Here is a 19,996-nt window from a genome sequence, read left to right as displayed (position 1 = left end):
GTTGCCAACGAGCCGACGTCGAGAGCCGGTAGCGGCCGCTGTGAAGAGCCGCGGTAGAGCCACTCTGAAGAGCCGCGGCAGGGCCGCATTTGAAAAGCCGCGGCAGGGCCGCGGCCGATCATCGAACGGCAGCCAGCGCGGCCACCCTGGCGTCCGCCTCGACCATGATGCGGTCGATCAGCTCGGCGCAGGACGGCAGGTCGTCGATCAGCCCGGCCACCTGACCGGCGGACATCACCCCGGCCGACAGGTCGCCCTGCACCATCGACGCGCGCAGCAGCGCCGGGGTGTTCGCCGCCATCAGCGTCTGCGCCCAGGAGAGGTTGCGACCGTGGCGGGCGGCGCGCCCGGTGCGCAGCAGCTCGGGCCACGACAGCCCCGACTCGCGCCGGAACGCCGCGGCATTACGCAGCGCCCGCGACAGCACCGCGACCCGCCCGGCCCGCTCCAGCGAGTCCACGAACGGCGTCCGCAGCACCCGATGCGGCACCCCGTCCACCCGCGTGGTGACGACCGTGCCGGTCACCCCGGCGGCCAGGTACCGGCGCTTCACGTCCGGGGCGACCGGGCTGTCCGACGTGAGCAGGAACCGGGTGCCCATCGCGATCCCGGACGCGCCGTACGCCAGCGCCGCCACCAGCCCCCGCCCGTCGAAGAAGCCGCCGGCCGCCACGACCGGGATGTCGACCGCGTCCACCACCTGCGGCAACAGCAGGGTCGTCGGGACCGGGCCGGTGTGCCCGCCACCCTCACCACCCTGCACCAGCACGGCGTCGGCACCCCACCCGGCGACTTTCTCGGCGTGCCGGCGGGCGCCCACCGAGGGCATGGTCAGCACGCCACCGTCCGCGCAGCGGCGGATCAGATCGGGGCTCGGCGCCAGGGCGAACGAGACCAGGCGGACTTTCTCCCGTACCAAATAGGTGATTTTTTCGGTCGCGTCGGGGGCGTCGGCGCGGATGTTGACGCCGAAGGGCGCGTCGGTGCGGGCGCGGATCTTCTCGAGGGTGACGCGCAGCTGATCCAGGGTCATCGTCGCGGAGGCGACGATGCCGAAACCGCCGGCCGCCGAGGTGGCCGCGACCAGGCCGGCGCCCGCGACATAACCCATACCGGTCTGCACGATCGGGTGCCGGCAGCCGAGCAGCTCGGTGAGCCGGGTCCTCACCGGAACTCCCGCAGGCCGTCCGGGTCGAGCCGCTCGCGGAGAAGCGCCAGCTCCGGGCCGGTGAGCGAGCGCGAGACCGGCACCGAGACCGGCACCGTCAGCGGGAAACCGGTGGCGGCCTCCACGTCGGCCACCGACACCCCCGGATGCACCGAGCGCAGCCGCATCGACCGGTCCGGGGTGGTGAAGTCGAGCACGGCCAGGTTCGTCACCACCACGCGGATCTCGACCGCGCCCCGGTCATGACCTATTCCGGACACCAGATCGACGTGCTCGACGAAGACCCGGGGTTCGTGCCGGGGTATCCAGTAGCTGGTGGTGTGGTTGACCGTGTTGCCGGGCGCGCCGCGGACGCCGAGCAGCTGCCGGGTCGGGCGGTGCCAGTCGCCGACGCAGGAGATGTTCTGGTTGCCGAACCGGTCGATCTGGCTCGCGCCCATCATCACGTGCCGGGTGCCGGCCGCGACCACGCCGAAGACCGCGCGATAGGGCAGCCAGCCCTCCGGTTCGTCGGCGTGCGTAAGCGTGGCCTCCCCGTCGGTGAGCAGCAACGACGGCTCGAACGTGAGCTGGGCCAGCCGGGCGCCGAGCCGGGGGATCAGCCCGGTCGTGGAGGCGAGCACCGCGCCGTCACCGCGCCACGCGTCAGCGCACGCGGCCACGCAGACATCCGCGCGGCTCATCGCGCGGCCACCGCTTTCTGATAGTGCTCCTCGTCGCCGTCCAGGTAGGCGGCCCGGAAGCGCCCCCACGTGTCGGGTGAAGCGGCGGCCGTCGCGTACTCCCGCTGGAACGCCTCGTCGCGATCGTAATCGGGCACGCAGCTGGTGAAATGCGCCCCGTGCGGGGTCTCCACCACGCCGTCGACCATCATCCGGTTGAGCAGCAGACCCTGCGGCGGTCCGCTTTCGATCAGGTCGGCGGTGCTGACCAGCCGCTCGCAGGAGACGAAGCGGCGGCGGGCGGCCAGGCAGAACAGATCGTCGAAGTAGGGATCCGGGCCGAGGTAGCGCGCGTTGCCGCGCCGATCGGCGCGATTCAGGTGGACCAGCGCCGCGTCGAGGGTCACGGCGGGCATCGCCACCAGGTTGCTGCCATCGGGGTACGGCGATGGCACCGTGCGCAGGGTGGGGTTGATCCTCATGATGTCGGAACCGAGACCGGCCCTGATCGGCAGGAACGGCAGCCGGTTGGCGGCCGCTAGGAGTCCCCAGTAGAGCATCCCCTCGTCATATTCGGTCAGCTCGACGGTGCCGTGCTGGCGGGCCTGCCGGAAGTGCGGCTCGAGCGGGATGCTGTCGAGCGACACGAACCCGGTGACCACCCGTCGCACGCAGCCGGCCGCGATCAGCAGCCCCACGTCCGGCCCGCCGTAGGAGACCACGGTCAGGTCACGCAGCCCGGCCCGGCAGACCGCGCGGACCAGCGCCATCGGCTTGCGACGCGACCCCCAGCCGCCGACGCCGACCGTCATCCCGTCCCGCAGCTCGCCGACCACGTCGTCGACGGTCAGAACCGTCATCTGCCCTCCACGAACTTCTGCCTGGCACGGTCGCCAGCGCCGTTGAGGTTGAGCTCGAACGTGAAACCCTGCTCGAACCGGTACGACCGCTTCACGTCGACCGGGTCGATGCCGTTGAGCGCCTCCTTGGCCCGGCGGATCACCACCGGGTCCTTGGCCGCGATCGCGCCGGCCACCGCCCGCGCCGCAACCCGCAGCCCGGCGGCCGGCACCACCTCGTGCACGGTGCCGAAGCGGTGCAAGTCGGCGGCGGTGACCGTGCGGCAGGTGTAGACCATCGCGCGCATCAGCTGCGGCGGCACCAGCCGGGCCAGGTGGGTGGCGGCGCCGAGCGCACCCCGGTCGACCTCGGGCAGGCCGAACGTGGCGTCGTCGGCGGCCACGATCAGGTCGGCGTTGCCCACCAGGCCGATGCCGCCGCCGAGGCAGAAGCCCTGCACGGCGGCGATCACCGGCACCGGGCAGTCGTAGACGGCGGCGAACGCGGCGGCGCACCCCCGGTTTGCGGCGAGCAGCACCTGATGGCCCTCGGAGCGCTGCATCTCCTTGATGTCGACCCCGGCGCAGAAGCCGCGCCCCTCGGCGCGCAGCACCACGACCCGGGTCGCCGGGTCGGCGCCGGCCGCGGTGAGCTGGTCGGCGACCGACAACCAGCCGGCCACCGGCACCGCGTTGACCGGCGGGAAGTCGATCACCACCTCGGCGATCGCGCCGGGTTCCAGGTGTACGCCCATCCTCGCAGGCTAACCTAGCGCTTGCTTGGTGGGCTAGCATCGCGGTTATGGACCCCCTCGACTTCAGCGGGCGCGGGGTGGTGGTCACCGGCGGGACTCGGGGGATCGGGGCCGCGATCGCGTCGGCCTTCCGGGCGGCCGGGGCGCAGGTGGTGGTCTGCGGCCGCAACCCGCCCGCGTCCTCGCCGGCCTCGCCCGGGGGTGGCAGCGGCCGGTTCGATCCGGTTGATTTCTTCAGGGCCGACGTGCGTGATCCGGTGCAGGCCGCCGCGCTGGTGGCGGCGGCGAAGGACCGGCTCGGGCGGGTCGACGTGCTGGTGAACAACGCGGGCGGTGCGCCACCGGTCCCGGCCGCGAGCGCCTCACCCCGGCTGCACGCGAAAATCATCGAGCTCAACCTGATCGCCCCGCTGCACGTCGCGCAGGCGGCCAACGCGGTCATGCGGACCCAGCCGGGTGGGGGAGTGATCCTCATGGTCGGCAGCGTCAGCGGCACCCGCCCGTCACCCGGCACCGCCGCCTACGGAGCGGCCAAGGCCGGCCTGCACCACCTCGCGACCAGCCTGGCCGTCGAGTGGGCGCCGGCGGTGCGGGTCAACAGCGTGGTGCCGGGCCCGGTCGCCGGCTTCCTCGACCCGGAGGCGGTGGCCCGCACGGTGCCGATGGGCCGCGCGGCGACCCGCGAGGAGGTCGCCGGCGTCTGCCTGCTGCTGGCATCCCCGCTGGCCTCATACGTGACCGGCGCCGCGGTGGCCGTCCACGGCGGCGGCGAGTGGCCGGGCTACCTGGCGGACCTGCGCGATGCGGCGTACCCTGCGCAGAAATAGAACCTGTTCTAGTGAGGTGCCGGATGGTTCTCTCGATCAAGACGAGGCGGGACGCGGTCGGGCTGACCGCCGGTGAGCTGCTGATCGACGGCGCCTGGCGCGCCGCGGCTGACGGCCGCACCTGGACGCACACCCACCCCGCCACCGGCGAGCAGGTCGGTGACTTCGCGGTCGCCTCGCCGGCCGATGTGGACGCGGCGGTGCGCGCCGCCCGCCGGGCGTTCGACGAGGGGCCGTGGCCGGGCGCCCGGGCCAAGACGCGGATCACCGTGCTGCGCCGCGTCGCCGAGCTGATCCGCACCCACACCGACGAGCTGCGCACCCTGCAGGCGCTCGACAACGGCGTCCCGCTGACCTTCGGCGACGAGTACGCGATGTCGATCGAGTGCGTCGCCGACGTCTTCGACCACCACGCCGGCTGGGTCGACAAACTCGCCGGCGAGACGCTCCCCGGTTATCAGGGCGGCGACCACCTGGTGATGACCCTGCGCGAACCGGTCGGCGTGGTCGCCGCGGTCGTCCCGTGGAACGGCCCGCTGCTGCTCGCCGCGCAGAAGGTCGCACCGGCCCTGGCGGCCGGCTGCACCGTGGTGCTCAAACCGTCGGAGTTCGCGACGTTCGCGGCGCTGCGCCTGGCCACACTGCTCGAGGAGGCCGGCCTCCCGCCGGGCGTGCTCAACGTGGTGACCGGCCCGGGCGACCCGACCGGGCAGGCGTTGATCACCCACCCGCTGATCGACAAGATCACCTTCACCGGCAGTCGCGCGATCGGCAAGCGGGTGCTCGCCGCGGCGGCCGAGGGGATGAAGCGGGTCAGCCTCGAGCTCGGCGGCAAGAGCCCGTCGATCGTCTTCCCCGACGCCGAGGTCTATGCGGCCGCCACCCTCACCATGGGCACGGTGACGCTCGGCCTCTCCGGCCAGGCGTGTGTGGCCCACTCCCGCGCCCTGGTCCACCGCGACGTGTACGACGAGTTCCTCGCCATCGCCGAGGGCATGACCGGCCTGGTCACCTACGGCGACCCGTTCGACCCGCAGGTCACCGCCGCGCCGCTGATCAACGACCGGCAGCTGTCCCGGGTGCTCGGCTACATCGAACGCGGCCAGGCCGAGGGCGCCCGGCTGGTCTGCGGCGGCGGCCGCCCCGACGGCGAGCTGTCGGCCGGCAACTTCGTCGACCCGGTCGTCTTCGCCGACGTCGCCAACAACGCCACCATCGCCCAGGAGGAGATCTTCGGCCCGGTCCTCGCGGTCGTCCCGTTCACCGACGAGCAGGAGGCGATCCGCCTGGCCAACGACACGACCTACGGTCTGGCCGCCACGGTCTACACCGCCGACGTGAAGCGCGCGATCCGGATGGCCCGCGCGGTCCGGGCCGGCACGGTCGGCATCAACGGCTACCAGCTGGAGCCGCACGTGGCCTTCGGCGGCTTCGGCCAGTCCGGCCTGGGCCGCGAGGGCGGCCGCACCGCGATCGAGGCCTACACCGAAGTCAAAACGATCCTGATCCCCACCGGCGACGAGATGATGTAGACCACGGAGTGTCCACCTGGTGCTTCAAGCGGGCCACGGCTTCGGACGCCGCAGGCGGTGCCGAGTGGCTCGTCGGGAAGCAGGCGATCGAAGAGCTGCCCGCCGAGCCAACATCCGCAACGCACCGGGAACGGTCCCGGCCGGTCGACGATGCCGGTGACGTGGTACCGGTCAACGCTCCGGGGCTGCGCTCGGCGACACGTCAGGGGTGCGCGGGCAGTACTGCCGGGCCGCTTGCGTAAAAGGATCGTCAGGCGGCGCCACGTCCCCACACATCAGACCACCCGCCTTCGTCTCCGTCCACGCCGTCAGCGTGCCGCTCACCGCAGGCGCGCACGCCACGGTAAAGCCCGCCGAAACCCGCCGAACCCCCGCATACGCAATGCTCTCCGAGATCCCCGGATCAACTTCACCCCAACTTCCCAATCCCATTTCGTACGACCGGGAAGCCCGAATCGTGTGCACCTCCCCGCCGATCTCGGCACCCAGGTCGGTGGCGAGCAGCCGAACCCACCCCTCCGGCACGGCGACCCCGGTGACGGCCGCCGTCACCGGCGCGTCGACGATCTCAGTTCCCCGGCCAACGGCATCGGTGGTGAAAAGCGAGACATGCTCTAGAACCGTTTCGTGCGTTATGCCAGACCACACGACGCCGACCTGGGCGGGATCACAGCCGGGAGCAACACTGCCCACCGCCCGTCCCGGAGGCGGAGAGGAGACCGCGGCCTCCCGCGCGCACCCACCCGGCACCCCCGCCGCCATCACCAGCATCAACAAGGCGGGCTTGGTAATTTTCACAGCGTAATGATGAGGCAGGAGCCCGTAGACGCGGATCTCGGAGTGAGGCGCTGAGGTGACCAAGGAACTCGTCGTCGATTTGCGGGGCACACGGCTGGAGACGATCGACGACTTCTGGGATGCGGTGGCGGGCCGTGTGAGCTTCCGTCTTGGTTCGGGAGGAACGTCGAGGCTTGGCGCGACGCGATCCAGACTCGGGGAATCTCTGGTCTCATCGATCGGCACGACGTGCTGGTGGTGCACGTTGACGGGACGGGGTTCTTTGTTCGGAAAGATCGTGAAGTCAGGGATTTGACGAGCGCCTTCGCGGGCCGTCAGTCACGGCTGGTGATTCATCGACCAGCCCAGCCGGTCAACGGGGTGTGAACTGTGGGTCGGCAAGAGCCCCTCAGCCGGTGAGGCGGCGGTGGTCCCAGCTGATCACTCGGCTCGGGTGGACGAGGTAGGCCACCCGCTTCGTCGCCGCGTGGGTGACGTAAGCCTCCAGCGCGGCAGCGACCTCATCCGGTGGCAGGTCGCCCACCACCGGGCTGGGCATGCGGGCGGCGATCAACCGGCCGATCCCGGTCACCGCGGCCAGGTCGTCGACCACGGTCACCGTGCCGGTCACCTGGACGCCGCGCAGCTCGAAGTAGTCGTCGCCGTCCTCGATCAGGCAGGTCAGCCGGGGGTCGCGGGTCAGGTTGCGGGCCTTCTGGGAGGCGCGATAGGTCCAGAATGCGATCCGCTCGTCCTTCATCGCGTAGAACATGCTGACCAGGTGCGGGGTGCCGTCGGCGTTGATGGTGGCGAGCTGCAGCTTGCGACCATCGGCCAGCAGCCGCGCGACGTCGGGCGCCGGCATCGACACGATGTCGCGCTGCTTCACGGGCGCTCCCCGAACGTCGCGTCCGCCAGTGGCAGTGTCTGCTCGCACAGATAACCGGGCTGCGGCGGATCCGCCGTGAACACCTTGCTCAGCGTCTCGTCCAGCTCCTCGAGCGTCCACTGCTCACCCGCAGCGTGGAAGGCCGCCCGCACCGTCGGTGGGCCCAGCACCGCCACCACGTCGCCGTGCGCCACGAAGACCTCGCCGGTGATCCGCTCTCCGGCCGGTCCGGCCAGATAGGTGACCAGTGGCGCCACCCGGCCCGGGGCCAGGGGATCGGGACCATCCGGTGCCGCGCCCATCAACGAGCTGGTCATCGCCGTGCGGGCGCGCGGGCAGATGGCGTTGGCGCGTACGCCGAATCGTCCGCAACCTCGCGCGGTCGCGAGCGTCAGCGCAACGATCCCACCTTTGGCCGCGGCGTAGTTGGCCTGTCCGGCGGAGCCGAGCAGGTACGCCTCGGAAGCGGTGTTGACGATCCGCGCGTAGACCGGGCCGCCGATCGCCTTGCTCCGGGCGCGCCAGTACGCCGTCGCCAGCCGCGTGGTCACGAAGTGCCCGCGCAGATGCACCCGGATCACCGTGTCCCACTCCTGCTCGGACATCGAGAAGATCATCCGATCGCGCAGCACCCCGGCGTTGTTGACCAGGATGTCGATGCCGTCCCACGCGCGCAGCAGCGCCTGCCCGGTCGACCACTCGGCGATGTCTCCGGGGCAGACCACGGCCTCCGGGATCCGCGCGGCCACCTCGTCGAGCCCCGGCCCGGGCAGGTCGTTGAGCACCACCCGGGCGCCCGCCGCGGCCAGCGCCACCGCCTCCGCGGCACCGAGGCCCTGACCCGCCCCGGTGACCACCGCGATCTTGCCGTGCAAGGACAGGGAGCCCATCTCAATACCCCGGCCCGGCCAGCAGCCCGCCGTCGGCCAGGAACTCGGCGCCGGTGGTGTATGACGACTCGTCCGAGGCCAGGAACGCCACCAGGCGGGAGATCTCGATCGGCTCGGCGAACCGGGCGATCGGCAGGGCCTTGAGGAACGCGGCCGGGTCGACGTCGGTCAGGTGCTCGGCCGCCGCGATCGCCATCGAGGTCATCACGCCGCCGGGGTGCACCGAGTTGACCCGGATGCCGGACGGCCCCAGCTCCTGCGCGGCCGACCGGGTGACCCCGCGGATGCCGAACTTGCTGGCGCTGTAGGCGGAGAGTCCGGCCGCGCCGGCGAAACCCTCGATCGAGGACACGTTCACGATCGAGCCGCTGCCGGCCGCGATCATCGGCGGTGCGGCGAAGTGCACGCCCAGCCAGCAACCGGTCAGGTTCACGTCGAGCACCCGGCGGAACTCGGCCGGGTTCATCTCGGCGATCGGCGCGTGCCGCAGGATGCCGGCGTTGTTGACCAGGACATCCAGTTTTCCGTACGCCTCGAGCGTGGCGGCCACCGCGGCGACCCAGTCGGTCTCGCTCGTCACGTCGTGATGCAGGTAGACGCACCCGAGCTCGTCGGCGACCGCCCGCCCGCGCTCGTCGAGCACGTCCCCGATGACCACCCGGGCGCCCTCGGCGGCGAAGTGCCGGGCATGGGACTTGCCCATGCCCCGCGCGCCACCGGTGATGAGAGCGACCTTGCCGTCCAGCCGGCCCATGCTGACCTCCCAAGCGCTTGCTTGGGAGAGTAACACCGTCAGCGCGCGACGACGCCGTCGAACAGCAGCCGGAGCAGACCGTCGACGACCTCGTCGGTGGTCCAGGACTTGCCCTGGGCCTGCTTCCAGGAGGTGGGGATCCAGAGGATGTCGCGCAGCAGCCGGTAGATCAGCCGGGCGTCCAGGTCGGCGCGGAACTGGCCGTCCTGCTTGCCGCGTTCCAGCTGGTCGATCCAGGTCTGCTCGATCTCCTTCATCGCGGTGCGCAGGTAGGCGAACCGCTCCTGGGCGCTGAAGTAGGCCCAGTCGTTCTGCAGCATGGTCAGGGCGGCCCGGTGCCGGCTGAGTGCCGCCGTGCTGGAGCGCACCATGCGTTCGATCGCGACGCGCGGGTCGTCGACATCCGCGACCGCCTGGCGGTAGCCGTCGAGCACGTCGTCGAGGAATCCGCGCAGGATCTCGTCGCCGATCGACTCCTTGGAGTCGAAGTGGTGGTAGAGGCTGCCGGACAGGATGCCGGCGGCGTCCGCGATCTCGCGGACCGTGGTGGCCCGGAAACCCTTCTCGGCGAACAGGTCGGCGGCCAGCCGGATCAGATGGGCGCGGCGCTCCGAGGGCGGCGCAGCCTTCTTCGTGGTCGTCACCTGGTCGATTATGGCCTACCCGGCCAATCGCTTGCTCGGGCACGGGTCGCCCACTATCCTAGAACGCGTTCTACTTTTGGCGGGAGGTGGCGAGGTGCGGGCTGCGATCTTGCACGATCTGGGCGAGAAGTTCGAGATCCGCGACGATGTGGCAGTGCTCGGGCCGGGCCCGGGTGAGATCCGTATCCGGGTGCGCGCGGCCGGCGTCTGCCACTCCGACCAGTCCGCCCGCGACGGCGGCCTGCCCCAGCCGGTCCCGGCCGTGCTCGGCCACGAGGCGGCCGGCGACGTGCTCGAGACCGGTCCCGGTGTCGACGACCTGGCGCCCGGCGACCGGGTGATCGTGAACTGGCTGCCCGCCTGCGGCAGCTGCGCCGAGTGCCGGCGCGACGAGCCGTTCCTGTGCATGACCCACGTGATGACCGGTTATGCGATGCCCCGTTTCCTGGTGGGCGACCTGCCGATCTTCGGGATGGCCGGCTGCGGCGCGTTCGCCGAGGAGATGGTGGTGCCGCGGATCGGCGCCGTGCCGATCGAGGCCGACGTGCCCTACGAGGTGGCCGCGCTGGTCGGCTGCGGCGTGATGACCGGGGTGGGCGCGGTCGTCAACACCGCGCAGGTCCGGCCGGGTGACACCGTCGTGATCATCGGCTGCGGCGGGGTCGGCATCGCCGCGGTCCAGGGCGCCCGGCTCTCCGGCGCCACGCTCATCGCGGCCGTCGACACCGTGCCGGCCAAGCTCGACGTGGCCCGCCGCTTCGGCGCCACCCACGCGGTCACCCCCGACCGGCTCAGCGACCTGGTCACCGAGATCACCGGGGGCGAGGGCTTCGACCACGCGTTCGATGTGGTCGCCCTTCCGCAGACCTTGCGCGCGGCGTGGGGTGCGGCCCGCCGGGGTGGCACGGTCGTCGTGGTCGGCGCCGGCCGTGCCGAGCACCGCGTCGAGTTCAACCCGTTCGAATTGCTCTTCGAGGGAAAGAAGATCATCCCTTCCTTGTACGGGTCGGCAAGCCCCCGACGCGACTTCCCCAGGCTGATCGCGCTGTGGCGAGCGGGCCGGCTCGACCTCGAGGGGATGATCACGCAGCGGATCCGCCTCGAGCAGGTCGACGACGCGCTCGCCGCACTCGGGCGCGGCGACGTGATCCGCCAGGTGATCGTCCACGACGCGGACGCCTGACGTGCGGCTGGGCATCCAGCTGGGCTACAGCGGGCAGGGTTTCGCGCAGTCGGCCGAGGAGGTCGCCGAGTTCGAGGCGGCCGGCGCCGATCTCGTGGTGGTGCCGGAGGCGTACAGCTTCGACGCGGTCAGCCAGCTCGGCTATCTCGCGGCCCGCACCACCCGGATGCAGCTCGCCTCCGGGGTCATGCAGCTCTACACCCGCACGCCGACGCTGACCGCGATGACCGCGGCCGGGCTCGACTACGTGTCCGGCGGGCGGTTCTCGCTCGGCCTGGGCGCCTCCGGCCCGCAGGTCATCGAGGGTTTCCACGGGGTCACCTACGACGCGCCGCTGGCCCGGACCCGCGAGGTGGTGCAGATCTGCCGGAAGGTGTGGCGCCGGGAGACCCTGGTGCACGAGGGCGAGCACTACCGTCTGCCGCTGGCCGGCAAGCCGCTCAAGCTGATCAACCGGCCGGTCCGCGACCGCATCCCGATCCTGCTGGCCGCGATGGGGCCGCGCAACGTCGCCCTCGCCGCCGAGATCGCCGACGGCTGGCAGGCGCTCTTCCTCGACCCGCTGGCGGCGCCGGAGGTGTTCGGCCCGGCGCTGGCCGAGGGCCGGGCGCGCCGTGACCCGGCGCTCGGCCCGCTCGACATCATGGTCCCGCTGCCGTTCGCGGTGGCTGACCCGACGGAAACCCTGCTGGCCCGGCATCGCGCGCAGCTCGCGCTCTACATCGGCGGGATGGGCGCCCGCGGCCGGAACTTCTCCAACGACCTGGTCCGCCGGTACGGCTACGCGGAACAGGCCGCGACGATCCAGGACCTGTTCCTGAGCGGACGACGAGCCGAGGCGGCCGCGGCCGTGCCCGACAAGCTCGTGCACGCGACCGCTCTGGTCGGGCGACCGGACGAGCTGGGGGAGCGGGTGGCCGAGCTGGCCGCCGCGGGAGTGACCACGCTGCTGGTCTCCCCGCTGGCGGTCACCCGGGCGCAACGGGTCGCGGAGGTCGGAGAACTGAAACGTGTTCTCATAGACGCATCCCTTTGACATCAAGGCTCGGGTGGCCTGATAGTAGAACGCGTTATAGCTCCAACATTCGAGGAGCTCTCATGTCTGCCACCCTCAGTCGGCGCCAGGTTCTGGCCGGCGCCGCCACCCTCGGGACCGGCCTGGTCGCCGGTCCGGCCGCGCTCGGCACTCCGGCCAGGGCCGCTGCTGTTGCGTACGATGTCGTGGTTGTCGGCTGCGGAGCGGCCGGGATGACAGCGGCCTTGCGCGTCGCCGCCCTCGGTCTCCGCGTCGTGGTCGTGGAGAAGGCGCCGACCTTCGGCGGTTCGGCGGCCCGGTCCGGCGCCGGCATCTGGATCCCCAACAACCAGGTCATTCTCGCGGCCGGCGTGCCGGACACCCCGGCCAGAGCGGCCAGCTACCTCTCCGCGGTCGTGGGCGGTGACGTGCCGACCGCCAAACAGCGGGCGTTCCTCGACAACGGGCCGCCGATGATCTCGTTCGTGATGGCGAAGAGCCCGCTGCGGTTCCGCTACATGGACGGCTACAGCGACTACTACCCCGAGCTGCCCGGCGGCATCGCGCGGGGCCGCTCGATCGAGCCGGACCTGTTCGACGGCAAACTGCTCGGCGCGGAGCTGGCCAACCTCAACCCGGCCTACCTGCCGACCCCCGACGGCCTGAGCGTGTTCAGCGCCGACTACAAATGGCTCAACCTGTCGCTGGTCAATGCCCGGGGTACGGCCGTCGCGGCCGAGTGCGTCGCCCGCTACACCGCGGCCGTGCTCGCCGGGAAGACGCCGTTGACCATGGGGCAGGCGCTCGCCGGCGCCCTGCGCGCCGGGCTGGCCGCCGCGGGCGTGCCGGTCTGGCTGAACACGCCGCTGACCGGTCTGCAGCAGGACGCGACCGGCCGGGTCACCGGGGTCGTGGTCACCCGTGCCGGCGTCGAGACCGTCATCACCGCCACCCGAGGCGTGCTGGTGGCGGCCGGCGGCTTCGAGCGCAACCTCGCGATGCGCCTGACCTACCAGCGGCAGCCGATCGGTGTCGACTGGACGGTGGGTGCCAGGGAGAACACCGGCGACGGCATCCGGGCCGGGCTGGGCGCGGGCGCGGCCACCGACTTCCTCGACGACTCGTGGTGGGGCCCGGCCATCCCGCTGCCCGGCGAGCCGTATTTCTGCCTGGCCGAGCGGACGCTGCCGGGCAGCCTGATCGTCAACAGTGCCGGGAAACGGTTCGTCAACGAGGCCGCGCCGTACAGCGACGTCGTGCACGTCATGTACGACAAGAACGGCGTGGTCCCGGACATCCCGTCGTGGCTGATCTTCGACCAGAACTACCGCAACCGGTATCTGTTCCGTGACGTCGCGCCGGCGCTGCCGTTCCCCGACGCGTGGTACTCCTCCGGGGCGGTGGTCAAGGACCTGACCCTCGGCGGGCTGGCCACCAGGATCGGCGTGCCGGCGGCGGCGCTGGCGGCGACCGTCGCCCGGTTCAACGGGTTCGCCTGGACCGGCCGCGACACCGACTTCCACCGCGGCGACAGCGCCTACGACCACTACTACACCGACCCGGCCGTCGTCCCGAACTCCTGCCTCGCGCCGCTGCTGCTGCCGCCGTTCTACGCCTGCAAGCTCGTGCCCGGTGACCTGGGCACCAAGGGCGGCCTGCGCACCGACCCGCGCGCCCGGGTGGTGCGCGCGGACGGCTCGGTCATCCCCGGGCTGTACGCGGCCGGCAACTCCAGTGCCGCGGTGATGGGGCACAGCTACGCGGGCGCCGGCTCCACGATCGGGCCCGCGATGACGTTCGGCTACATCGCGGCCGGCGAGATGGCGGGAGACCTGACGTGACCAGCCGTCGTACCCTCTTGCGCGCCGCCGCCCTCGGCGTCCCGGCCGCGACCCTGCTCGCCAAGGCGTCCGCCGTTCTCGCCGCCGGCGATCACGTTGCCGCGCTGGTCATCGGCAGCGGCTACGGCGGAGCGGTCACCGCGTTACGGCTGACCCAGGCCGGTGTCAGCACCGCCATGGTCGAGATGGGCATGGCATGGACCAGTCCCGGCACGGACGGCAAGATCTTCTGCGACGTGCTGAACCCGGACCAGCGCTCGTACTGGCTGCGCACCACCACCGACCAGCCGGTCGGCTACTTCCTCGGTGTCAGCGCCAACAAGTCGATCTCGAAGTACACCGGGGTGCTCGACTCGGAGAAGTTCGCCGGTATCCGGGTCTACCAGGGCCGGGGCGTCGGCGGCGGCTCGCTGGTCAACGGCGGCATGGCCGTGGTGCCCCGGCGGGACTACTTCACCGAGATCCTGCCGACGGTCGACGCCGCCGCGATGTACGCCACGTACTTCCCGCGCGCCACGGCCGCGCTCGGCGTCAACGCCATCGACACCGCCTGGTTCACGACCGCGGACTGCTACCGGTACGCGCGGGTCAGCCGCGACCAGGCCACCGCGTCCGGCTACGCCACCAGGTTCCTCGACAACGTGTACGACTTCGGCTACATGAAGCAGGAGCAGGCCGGAACGGTGACCCGGTCGGCGCTGGCCAGCGAGGTCATCTACGGCAACAACCACGGCAAACGGTCGCTGGACAAGACCTATCTGGCCGCGGCGGCCGCCACCGGGCGCCTGTCGATCACCGCCCAGCACGTGGTCACCGCCGTCGCCCCGCACAGCGCGGGCGGCTACGCCGTGACGATGAACCAGATCGACACGGTGGGCGCGACGGTCGCCACCAAGACCGTCCGGGCCGACCGGGTGTTCTTCGCGGCCGGCAGTGTCGGCACCAGCAAGCTGCTGGTCGCGATGCGCGCGCAGGGCAGACTGCCGAACCTGCCGGCCGCGGTCGGGCAGGGCTGGGGCAACAACGGCAACGTGATGGTCGCCCGGGCCCAGCACCTGTGGAACACCACCGGCGCCCTGGAGTCCGGGATGCCGGCCGTGGGGATCGACAACTGGGCCGACCCGGCCGGGCCGGTCTTCGCCGAGATCGCGCCGTTCCCGGCCGGTACCGAGCTGTGGATCAGCCTCTACCTGGCCATCACGAAGAACCCCAACCGGGCGCGGTTCGCCTACAACGCCGCGACCGGGCAGGTCGAGCTGAGCTGGCAGACCGCGCAGAACCAGCCGGCGATCGCTGCGGCGAAACGTGTCTTCGACACCATCAACAAGGCCCAGGCCACCGTCTACCGCAGCGACCTGTTCGGCACGAACAAGGTGTGGGGCGACGACTTCACCTATCACCCGCTCGGCGGCTGCGTGCTCGGTCAGGCCACCGACGACTACGGGCGGCTGCCCGGCTATCCGGGGCTGTATGTGATGGACGGTTCACTGATCCCGGGCAGCACCGGCGTCAACCCGTTCGTCACGATCACCGCCCTCGCCGAACGCAACATCGAGAAAATCATCGCGGAGGATGTGGGCTGATCTCCAACGCCGAGGCCCCATACGCGTCGTCGAATGGGTTCGACGCGCTCAGGCCGCCTTCACGGAGAACCAGAGAGCCATCTTCTACCCAAACCGCTCTTCGAAAAGACCATTTTTGGTACGGGGGAAAGCAGCATCGTCGCGTCGACCGGAGCCGAACCGCACCGTGCCGGCCCGCCGCCTTGAAGTGGGTGATCAACGCCGAAGGGGCTGCAGGGTGCCGCGCTGGGTGTCCTTGGGGCGCTAGGAGTCCGCGATCGGTGCAGGTGGGGCGGCGGAAGTCCGCGGTGGGCCAGCACGGGGGCGGTGGCGGTCCGCGGTCGGGTTCTGCGTGCGTTTGGCGCCCGCGGGTGGGCGGCAGACGCACGCGGTCTGGCATTGCGAAACCTCACCGCCCCCGGCGGGCGGCAGACGCATGCACTCCGTCATCCCATGGGGCGGCGGGCGGCCGGTCATCGGGCCTGGCAGACACCCCCGGGGCGGACGCGAGGGATGGCGGCCTAGCGGTAGGTGAGCAGACGGGCGTCCGTCTCCACGTGGGTGTGTTCGTTGAAAGTCGACAGGGAGAGGCCTCGGCTGCCGGCGATGACCTTGGTGACGCCGGTGTTGACCGACACCCGGTTCAGGGACGCCCACAGCGGGGCCGGCGGTGCGTCCGGGCCCAGCGTCAGCAGGGCGGCGGCCATCGCGATCGGGCCGCCCGAGCTCACCACGACCACGTCGCGGTGCTGGCGCAGCTGGTCGCGGGTGCGGGCCAGCGCGGCGGCCACCCGGTCGCGGAAGGACGTGAACGACTCCGCGTACTCGGTGTCGTAGGAGCCGGAGGACCAGCGCAGCGTGGCGGCGTCGAAGACCTCCTGGAAGGCGCGGCCCGGGTGCTCGGTGCGGTTGATCTCGGTCATCATGGCGGTGCGGTCGCGGTAGAGCGGGCGGTGGATCTCGACGACGTGCTGGAAGTCGAACTCGTTCCAGCCCGCGTCGACCTGCGACTCCGGCGCGCCGAGGCTCTCCAGCAGCCCGGCCAGGGTCTCGTCGTGGCGGCGCATGGTGCCGCGCACCACCAGGCCGGGCTTGACGCCGCGGGCCGCCAGGGCACGACCGAGCACCCGGGCCTGCTCGTGGCCGAGATCGGAGAGCGCGTCGTAGTCGTCCGCGCCGAAGGACGCCTGACCGTGTCTGATCAGCAGAAGGCGGGCCATGTCACGGTTCCTCTCAGACCATTTTTCGTACGATGGAAAGCGGCAGCACCCGCAACGCCGCGCCGATCGGCAGCCACGGCCACGCCGGGACATACGCTTTGACCTTGCGTTTCTCGATCGCCGTGACCATCGCCCGCACCCCGACCGGCGTGTCCACGATGAACCTCGTCTTCTGGGTGACGTGCTCGTTCATCTCCGAGCGGATGTAACCCGGATAGATGACCGACACGTCCACGCCGGGAATGCGTTCGGAGCGCACCCCCTCGGCGATCGCCGCCACCCCGGCCTTGGTCGCCGCATAGGTGGTCATCGACCGGCGCATGCCGCGCAGCGCCGACATCGACGAGATCAGCACCAGGTGACCGTGGCCCTGGGCGCGGAAGATCTGCAGGGCCGCCTCCGTCTGGGCCAGCGCGCCCACGAAGTTGACCATCGCGGTCGCCCGGTTCGCGTCGAACCGGCCGGTGCCCAGCGGCGCGCCCTTGCCCAGCCCGGCGTTGACGATCACCCGGTCGATCCGGCCCCACTCGTCGGCGAACTGCTGGAACACCGCGAACACGGCCGCGTCGTCGGTGACGTCCAGCGCCCGGACGCTGACCCGGCGCCCGGGATGCTCCGCGACGATCCGCTCGCGCAACGCCTCCAGGCGATCGGTGCGGCGGGCGCAGAGCGCGAGGTCGTACCCCAGCGCCGCGAACTGCCGGGCCATCTCCTCGCCCAGGCCCGCGCTCGCGCCGGTGATCAGCACCACGGGAGGTTGATCCATGCGCACACGGTAGGGCACGCGACGCTCCGCACCGGTCACGGGTTGTCGAATCTCGGACATTCCCCGTGCGCCCTCCCCGGTGCGTGATGTCCTGCGTGAAGAAACGCCCATCGATGGACGGAGGCACGCCGTCGTGACCGCACCCGTCGCCTACCCGGTACGCGTCGACACGCGGCTGGATCCGGGCCTGTCCCGCTGGCTGTGGCTGGTGAAGTGGCTGCTGGCCATCCCGCACTACGTCGTGCTGGTCTTCCTGTGGATCGCCTTCCTGCTGCTGTCCGTCGTCGCGTTCTTCGCGATCCTGTTCACCGGCCGGTACCCGCGGGGGATCTTCGACTTCAACCTCGGCGTGCTGCGCTGGGGCTGGCGGGTGAGCTACTACGCGTACAGCGCGCTGGGCACCGACCGGTACCCACCGTTCACCCTGGCCGACGTGGTGGACTACCCGGCCCGGCTGTACGTGCCGTACCCGGAGCGGCTCTCCCGCGGCCTGGTCCTGGTGAAGTGGTGGCTGCTGGCGCTGCCGCACCTGATCATCGTGGGATTCCTGGCCGGTGGCGGCGCCGGGTTCGCCGCGAACTCCGACACCGCCAGCTACAGCTGGACCGGTGGTGGCCTGATCGGCCTGCTGGTGCTGATCGCCGCGATCATCCTGGCCGTCACCGGGACCTACCCGGCCGGCCTCTACGACTTCATCCTCGGGCTGAACCGCTGGGTGCTGCGGGTCGCCGCCTACACCGCGCTGATGACCGACGCCTACCCGCCGTTCCGCCTCGACGCCGGCGGCACCGACCCGGCCACCGCCGCCGTCGCCCCGGCCGGGTAGCCCACTGCCGCGCGTAGGGTCGAGGTCATGCGACTGGATCTTGACCTGCCGGCCGGCCTCGACCTGATCGTGGACCCGGATGTGCTGGCCGGGCTCAGCCACGACGACGCGGAGTGGGCGCCCTACGGCACGGCGCTCGCCGCGGTGCGTCCGACGAACACCGCTGAGGTACGGCGGGTCGTCGCGGCCTGTGCCGCCCGGCGGATCCCGATCGTGCCACGGGGTGCCGGCACCGGCCTGTCCGGCGGCGCGAACGCAGTCGACGGCGCGATGATCCTCGACCTGTCGCGGATGAACCGGATCGTCGAGATCGACGCGGAGAACATGACCGCGACCGTTCAGCCCGGCGTGGTCAACGACGACCTGAAGGCCGCGGTCGCCGCACACGGGCTGTGGTATCCACCCGACCCGGCCAGCGCACCCTGGTCCACCATCGGCGGCAACGTGTCCACCAACGCCGGTGGGCTGTGCTGCCTGAAGTACGGCGTGACCCGCGACTACGTGCTCGGTTTGGAGGCCGTGGTCGGTGGCCCGGCCGGCGAGTACGGCACCGCGGTCCGGCTCGGCCGGCGCACCACCAAGGGCGTCAGCGGCTACGACCTGGCCGGCCTGTTCACCGGCTCGGAGGGCACGTTCGGCGTGATCACCGAGGTCACCCTGCGGCTGCGCCCGGCCCGCCGGGAAGCGCCGCGCACCGTGGTCGGCGCGTTCGGCAGCGTGGTCGCGGCGGGGGAGGCGGTCGCCGCGATCACCCGGGCCGGCCTGCTGCCCGCCGCGCTCGAGCTGCTCGACCGCACCTGCCTGCGCGCCGTCGAGGACTGGAAACACCTGGGCCTGGCGGACGACGCGGCCGCGCTGCTGCTGGCCCAGCTCGACACCCCCGGGTTGGCGGGGGACGAGGAGGCGACGGCGGTCGCGGACGTCTTCCGTACGGCCGGCGCGCTCTGGTCCGAGCAGTCCACCGACGAGGTCGAGGCGGAAGCGCTGTTCGCGGCGCGGCGACTGGCGTATCCGGCGCTGGAGCGGTTGGGGCCGGTGCTGACCGAGGACGTGTGTGTGCCGCGCTCACGCGTACCGGAAATGCTCTCCTCGATCGAGAGGATCGCGGACCGGAACGGCATCACGATCGCGACCATCGCCCACGCCGGCGACGGCAACCTGCACCCGCTGATCCTGGCGCCGGCCGGTGACGACAGCGCGCGGCAGGCGGCGCAGGCGGCGTTCGAGGAGATCCTGACCGCGGCGATCGCGATGGGCGGCACGGTGACCGGCGAGCACGGCGTCGGCCTGCTGAAACGCGCCGGGATGCGGCAGGAGCTGTCGGCCGGGGTGCTGGCGATGCAGGTCGCGGTCAAGCAGACGCTGGACCCGTTGAACCTGTTCAACCCGGGCAAGGTGGTCGGTTGAGCAGCCGGGTGACCAGGAATTTCGGGGCCAGTTCGCAGTAGCTGTCGGTGAGTAGTTCGGCGATCTCGGTCCAGTCGGTGTGCTGACCGAGAACGACCGCGCCGACGTTGTGGCCCCAGGGGGCGCGGAAGAACGGGAAGCCGCTCGCGGTCAGGCCGAGCAGGTCCTCGAGCGGCACCCGGAACGTCATCACGGTCGGCGCCTCGCCGCCGGTCGCGTGCTCGGCGTAGACCGGGAAACGCTCCACGTCCGGGGTGTAGACGTGGGCGACGGTCCGGGCGCGGATCCGCCAGCGGACGCCGATCCAGGCCGGTTCCTCATACGTCTCGGGCAGCTGCCGGCAGATCGGCCGCAGCCGATCGAGGATCTCCGGGGGCACGTCTCCAGGTCCGGACATGCGGTCCACCGTACGATAGTGAATCGCCCTCGACCCGATGGG

Annotated in this window: 21 protein-coding genes; 9 read left to right on the top strand and 12 right to left on the bottom strand. The window is 71.4% G+C overall.

Annotated elements, in window-relative coordinates; genetic code table 11:
- Window positions 1-118: 118 nt before the first annotated feature.
- From ADL15_RS04070 to ADL15_RS04055, 4 genes are read right to left on the bottom strand one after another with little or no spacing between them, the layout of a single operon-like run.
- Window positions 119-1,168 carry an NAD(P)H-dependent flavin oxidoreductase gene (locus ADL15_RS04070; RefSeq protein ID WP_067685220.1) on the bottom strand — a complete coding sequence of 350 codons (1,050 nt, stop codon included), beginning with the start codon at window positions 1,166-1,168 and terminating at the stop codon, window positions 119-121.
- A complete protein-coding gene (locus ADL15_RS04065; RefSeq protein ID WP_067685219.1) occupies window positions 1,165-1,851 on the bottom strand; it encodes a CoA-transferase subunit beta in 687 nt (228 codons plus the stop codon). Before ADL15_RS04065 ends, ADL15_RS04070 begins: the two co-directional genes overlap by 4 nt.
- On the bottom strand, window positions 1,848-2,690 hold the full coding sequence (locus tag ADL15_RS04060) for a CoA transferase subunit A (RefSeq protein ID WP_067685218.1): 843 nt from the start codon (window positions 2,688-2,690) through the stop codon (window positions 1,848-1,850). The genes ADL15_RS04065 and ADL15_RS04060 overlap by 4 nt, the downstream gene beginning before the upstream one ends.
- Window positions 2,687-3,424, bottom strand: coding sequence for an enoyl-CoA hydratase family protein (locus ADL15_RS04055; RefSeq protein WP_067685217.1), 738 nt, complete (start codon window positions 3,422-3,424; stop codon window positions 2,687-2,689). The genes ADL15_RS04060 and ADL15_RS04055 overlap by 4 nt, the downstream gene beginning before the upstream one ends.
- Before the next feature lie 47 nt (window positions 3,425-3,471).
- Between ADL15_RS04055 and ADL15_RS04050 the strand changes: the two genes are divergently transcribed.
- Together ADL15_RS04050 and ADL15_RS04045 are read left to right on the top strand one after the other, a co-directional pair.
- Entirely contained in the window at window positions 3,472-4,251 is a 780-nt protein-coding gene (locus tag ADL15_RS04050) for an SDR family oxidoreductase (protein WP_067685216.1), read from the top strand.
- Window positions 4,252-4,274: 23 nt separating this feature from the next.
- A complete protein-coding gene (locus ADL15_RS04045) occupies window positions 4,275-5,783 on the top strand; it encodes an aldehyde dehydrogenase family protein (RefSeq protein ID WP_067685215.1) in 1,509 nt (502 codons plus the stop codon).
- Window positions 5,784-5,954: 171 nt separating this feature from the next.
- On the opposite strand, the gene ADL15_RS04040 is transcribed toward ADL15_RS04045, so the two are convergent.
- Complete coding sequence (locus ADL15_RS04040; protein WP_157441149.1) at window positions 5,955-6,581, bottom strand: hypothetical protein; 627 nt, start codon at window positions 6,579-6,581, stop codon at window positions 5,955-5,957.
- 55 nt (window positions 6,582-6,636) lie between these two features.
- On the opposite strand from ADL15_RS04040, the gene ADL15_RS51005 reads away from it, so the two are divergent.
- Window positions 6,637-6,876: a hypothetical protein gene (locus tag ADL15_RS51005; RefSeq protein ID WP_232343883.1), complete on the top strand. Its 240-nt coding sequence runs from the start codon at window positions 6,637-6,639 to the stop codon at window positions 6,874-6,876.
- 93 nt (window positions 6,877-6,969) lie between these two features.
- On the opposite strand, the gene ADL15_RS04035 is transcribed toward ADL15_RS51005, so the two are convergent.
- The 4 genes from ADL15_RS04035 to ADL15_RS04020 are packed head-to-tail and all read right to left on the bottom strand — an operon-like array spanning window position 6,970 to window position 9,737.
- Complete coding sequence (locus ADL15_RS04035; protein WP_067685213.1) at window positions 6,970-7,449, bottom strand: pyridoxamine 5'-phosphate oxidase family protein; 480 nt, start codon at window positions 7,447-7,449, stop codon at window positions 6,970-6,972.
- Window positions 7,446-8,339, bottom strand: coding sequence for an SDR family NAD(P)-dependent oxidoreductase (locus ADL15_RS04030; protein ID WP_067685212.1), 894 nt, complete (start codon window positions 8,337-8,339; stop codon window positions 7,446-7,448). The genes ADL15_RS04035 and ADL15_RS04030 overlap by 4 nt, the downstream gene beginning before the upstream one ends.
- Before the next feature lies 1 nt (window position 8,340).
- On the bottom strand, window positions 8,341-9,093 hold the full coding sequence (locus ADL15_RS04025) for a glucose 1-dehydrogenase (RefSeq protein ID WP_067685211.1): 753 nt from the start codon (window positions 9,091-9,093) through the stop codon (window positions 8,341-8,343).
- A gap of 38 nt (window positions 9,094-9,131) precedes the next feature.
- Window positions 9,132-9,737 (bottom strand): TetR/AcrR family transcriptional regulator, encoded by a 606-nt coding sequence (locus tag ADL15_RS04020; protein ID WP_067685210.1) that lies wholly within the window; start codon window positions 9,735-9,737, stop codon window positions 9,132-9,134.
- Between the two features lie 94 nt (window positions 9,738-9,831).
- Between ADL15_RS04020 and ADL15_RS04015 the strand changes: the two genes are divergently transcribed.
- The 4 genes from ADL15_RS04015 to ADL15_RS04000 all read left to right on the top strand — a co-directional run bounded on the left by ADL15_RS04015 (window position 9,832) and on the right by ADL15_RS04000 (window position 15,359).
- The gene (locus tag ADL15_RS04015; RefSeq protein ID WP_067685209.1) at window positions 9,832-10,920 is read left to right on the top strand and encodes a Zn-dependent alcohol dehydrogenase; all 1,089 of its coding nucleotides are present in this window, start codon (window positions 9,832-9,834) and stop codon (window positions 10,918-10,920) included.
- 1 nt (window position 10,921) lies between these two features.
- A complete protein-coding gene (locus ADL15_RS04010) occupies window positions 10,922-11,956 on the top strand; it encodes an LLM class F420-dependent oxidoreductase (RefSeq protein WP_067685208.1) in 1,035 nt (344 codons plus the stop codon).
- Window positions 11,957-12,018: 62 nt separating this feature from the next.
- Window positions 12,019-13,776: a 3-oxosteroid 1-dehydrogenase gene (gene kstD, locus ADL15_RS04005; RefSeq protein WP_067685207.1), complete on the top strand. Its 1,758-nt coding sequence runs from the start codon at window positions 12,019-12,021 to the stop codon at window positions 13,774-13,776.
- Window positions 13,773-15,359 carry a GMC oxidoreductase gene (locus tag ADL15_RS04000; protein WP_067685206.1) on the top strand — a complete coding sequence of 529 codons (1,587 nt, stop codon included), beginning with the start codon at window positions 13,773-13,775 and terminating at the stop codon, window positions 15,357-15,359. Before kstD ends, ADL15_RS04000 begins: the two co-directional genes overlap by 4 nt.
- Before the next feature lie 500 nt (window positions 15,360-15,859).
- On the opposite strand, the gene ADL15_RS03995 is transcribed toward ADL15_RS04000, so the two are convergent.
- A complete protein-coding gene (locus ADL15_RS03995; RefSeq protein WP_067685205.1) occupies window positions 15,860-16,558 on the bottom strand; it encodes a histidine phosphatase family protein in 699 nt (232 codons plus the stop codon).
- Between the two features lie 13 nt (window positions 16,559-16,571).
- Window positions 16,572-17,324, bottom strand: coding sequence for an SDR family oxidoreductase (locus ADL15_RS03990; protein ID WP_067685204.1), 753 nt, complete (start codon window positions 17,322-17,324; stop codon window positions 16,572-16,574).
- Between the two features lie 133 nt (window positions 17,325-17,457).
- Here ADL15_RS03990 and ADL15_RS03985 point away from each other — a divergent pair, with 133 nt between their 5' ends.
- Window positions 17,458-18,150 (top strand): DUF4389 domain-containing protein, encoded by a 693-nt coding sequence (locus ADL15_RS03985; protein ID WP_067685203.1) that lies wholly within the window; start codon window positions 17,458-17,460, stop codon window positions 18,148-18,150.
- Window positions 18,151-18,177: 27 nt separating this feature from the next.
- A complete protein-coding gene (locus tag ADL15_RS03980; RefSeq protein ID WP_067685202.1) occupies window positions 18,178-19,557 on the top strand; it encodes an FAD-binding oxidoreductase in 1,380 nt (459 codons plus the stop codon).
- On the opposite strand, the gene ADL15_RS03975 is transcribed toward ADL15_RS03980, so the two are convergent.
- Entirely contained in the window at window positions 19,532-19,954 is a 423-nt protein-coding gene (locus tag ADL15_RS03975; RefSeq protein WP_067685201.1) for an MmcQ/YjbR family DNA-binding protein, read from the bottom strand. The genes ADL15_RS03980 and ADL15_RS03975 overlap by 26 nt on opposite strands.
- Window positions 19,955-19,996: the final 42 nt, after the last annotated feature.

Origin of the sequence: Actinoplanes awajinensis subsp. mycoplanecinus (assembly GCF_001509495.1) — a bacterium.
Lineage (GTDB): Bacteria > Actinomycetota > Actinomycetes > Mycobacteriales > Micromonosporaceae > Actinoplanes > Actinoplanes palleronii.
This window is presented reverse-complemented; position numbering and strand designations above follow the sequence as displayed.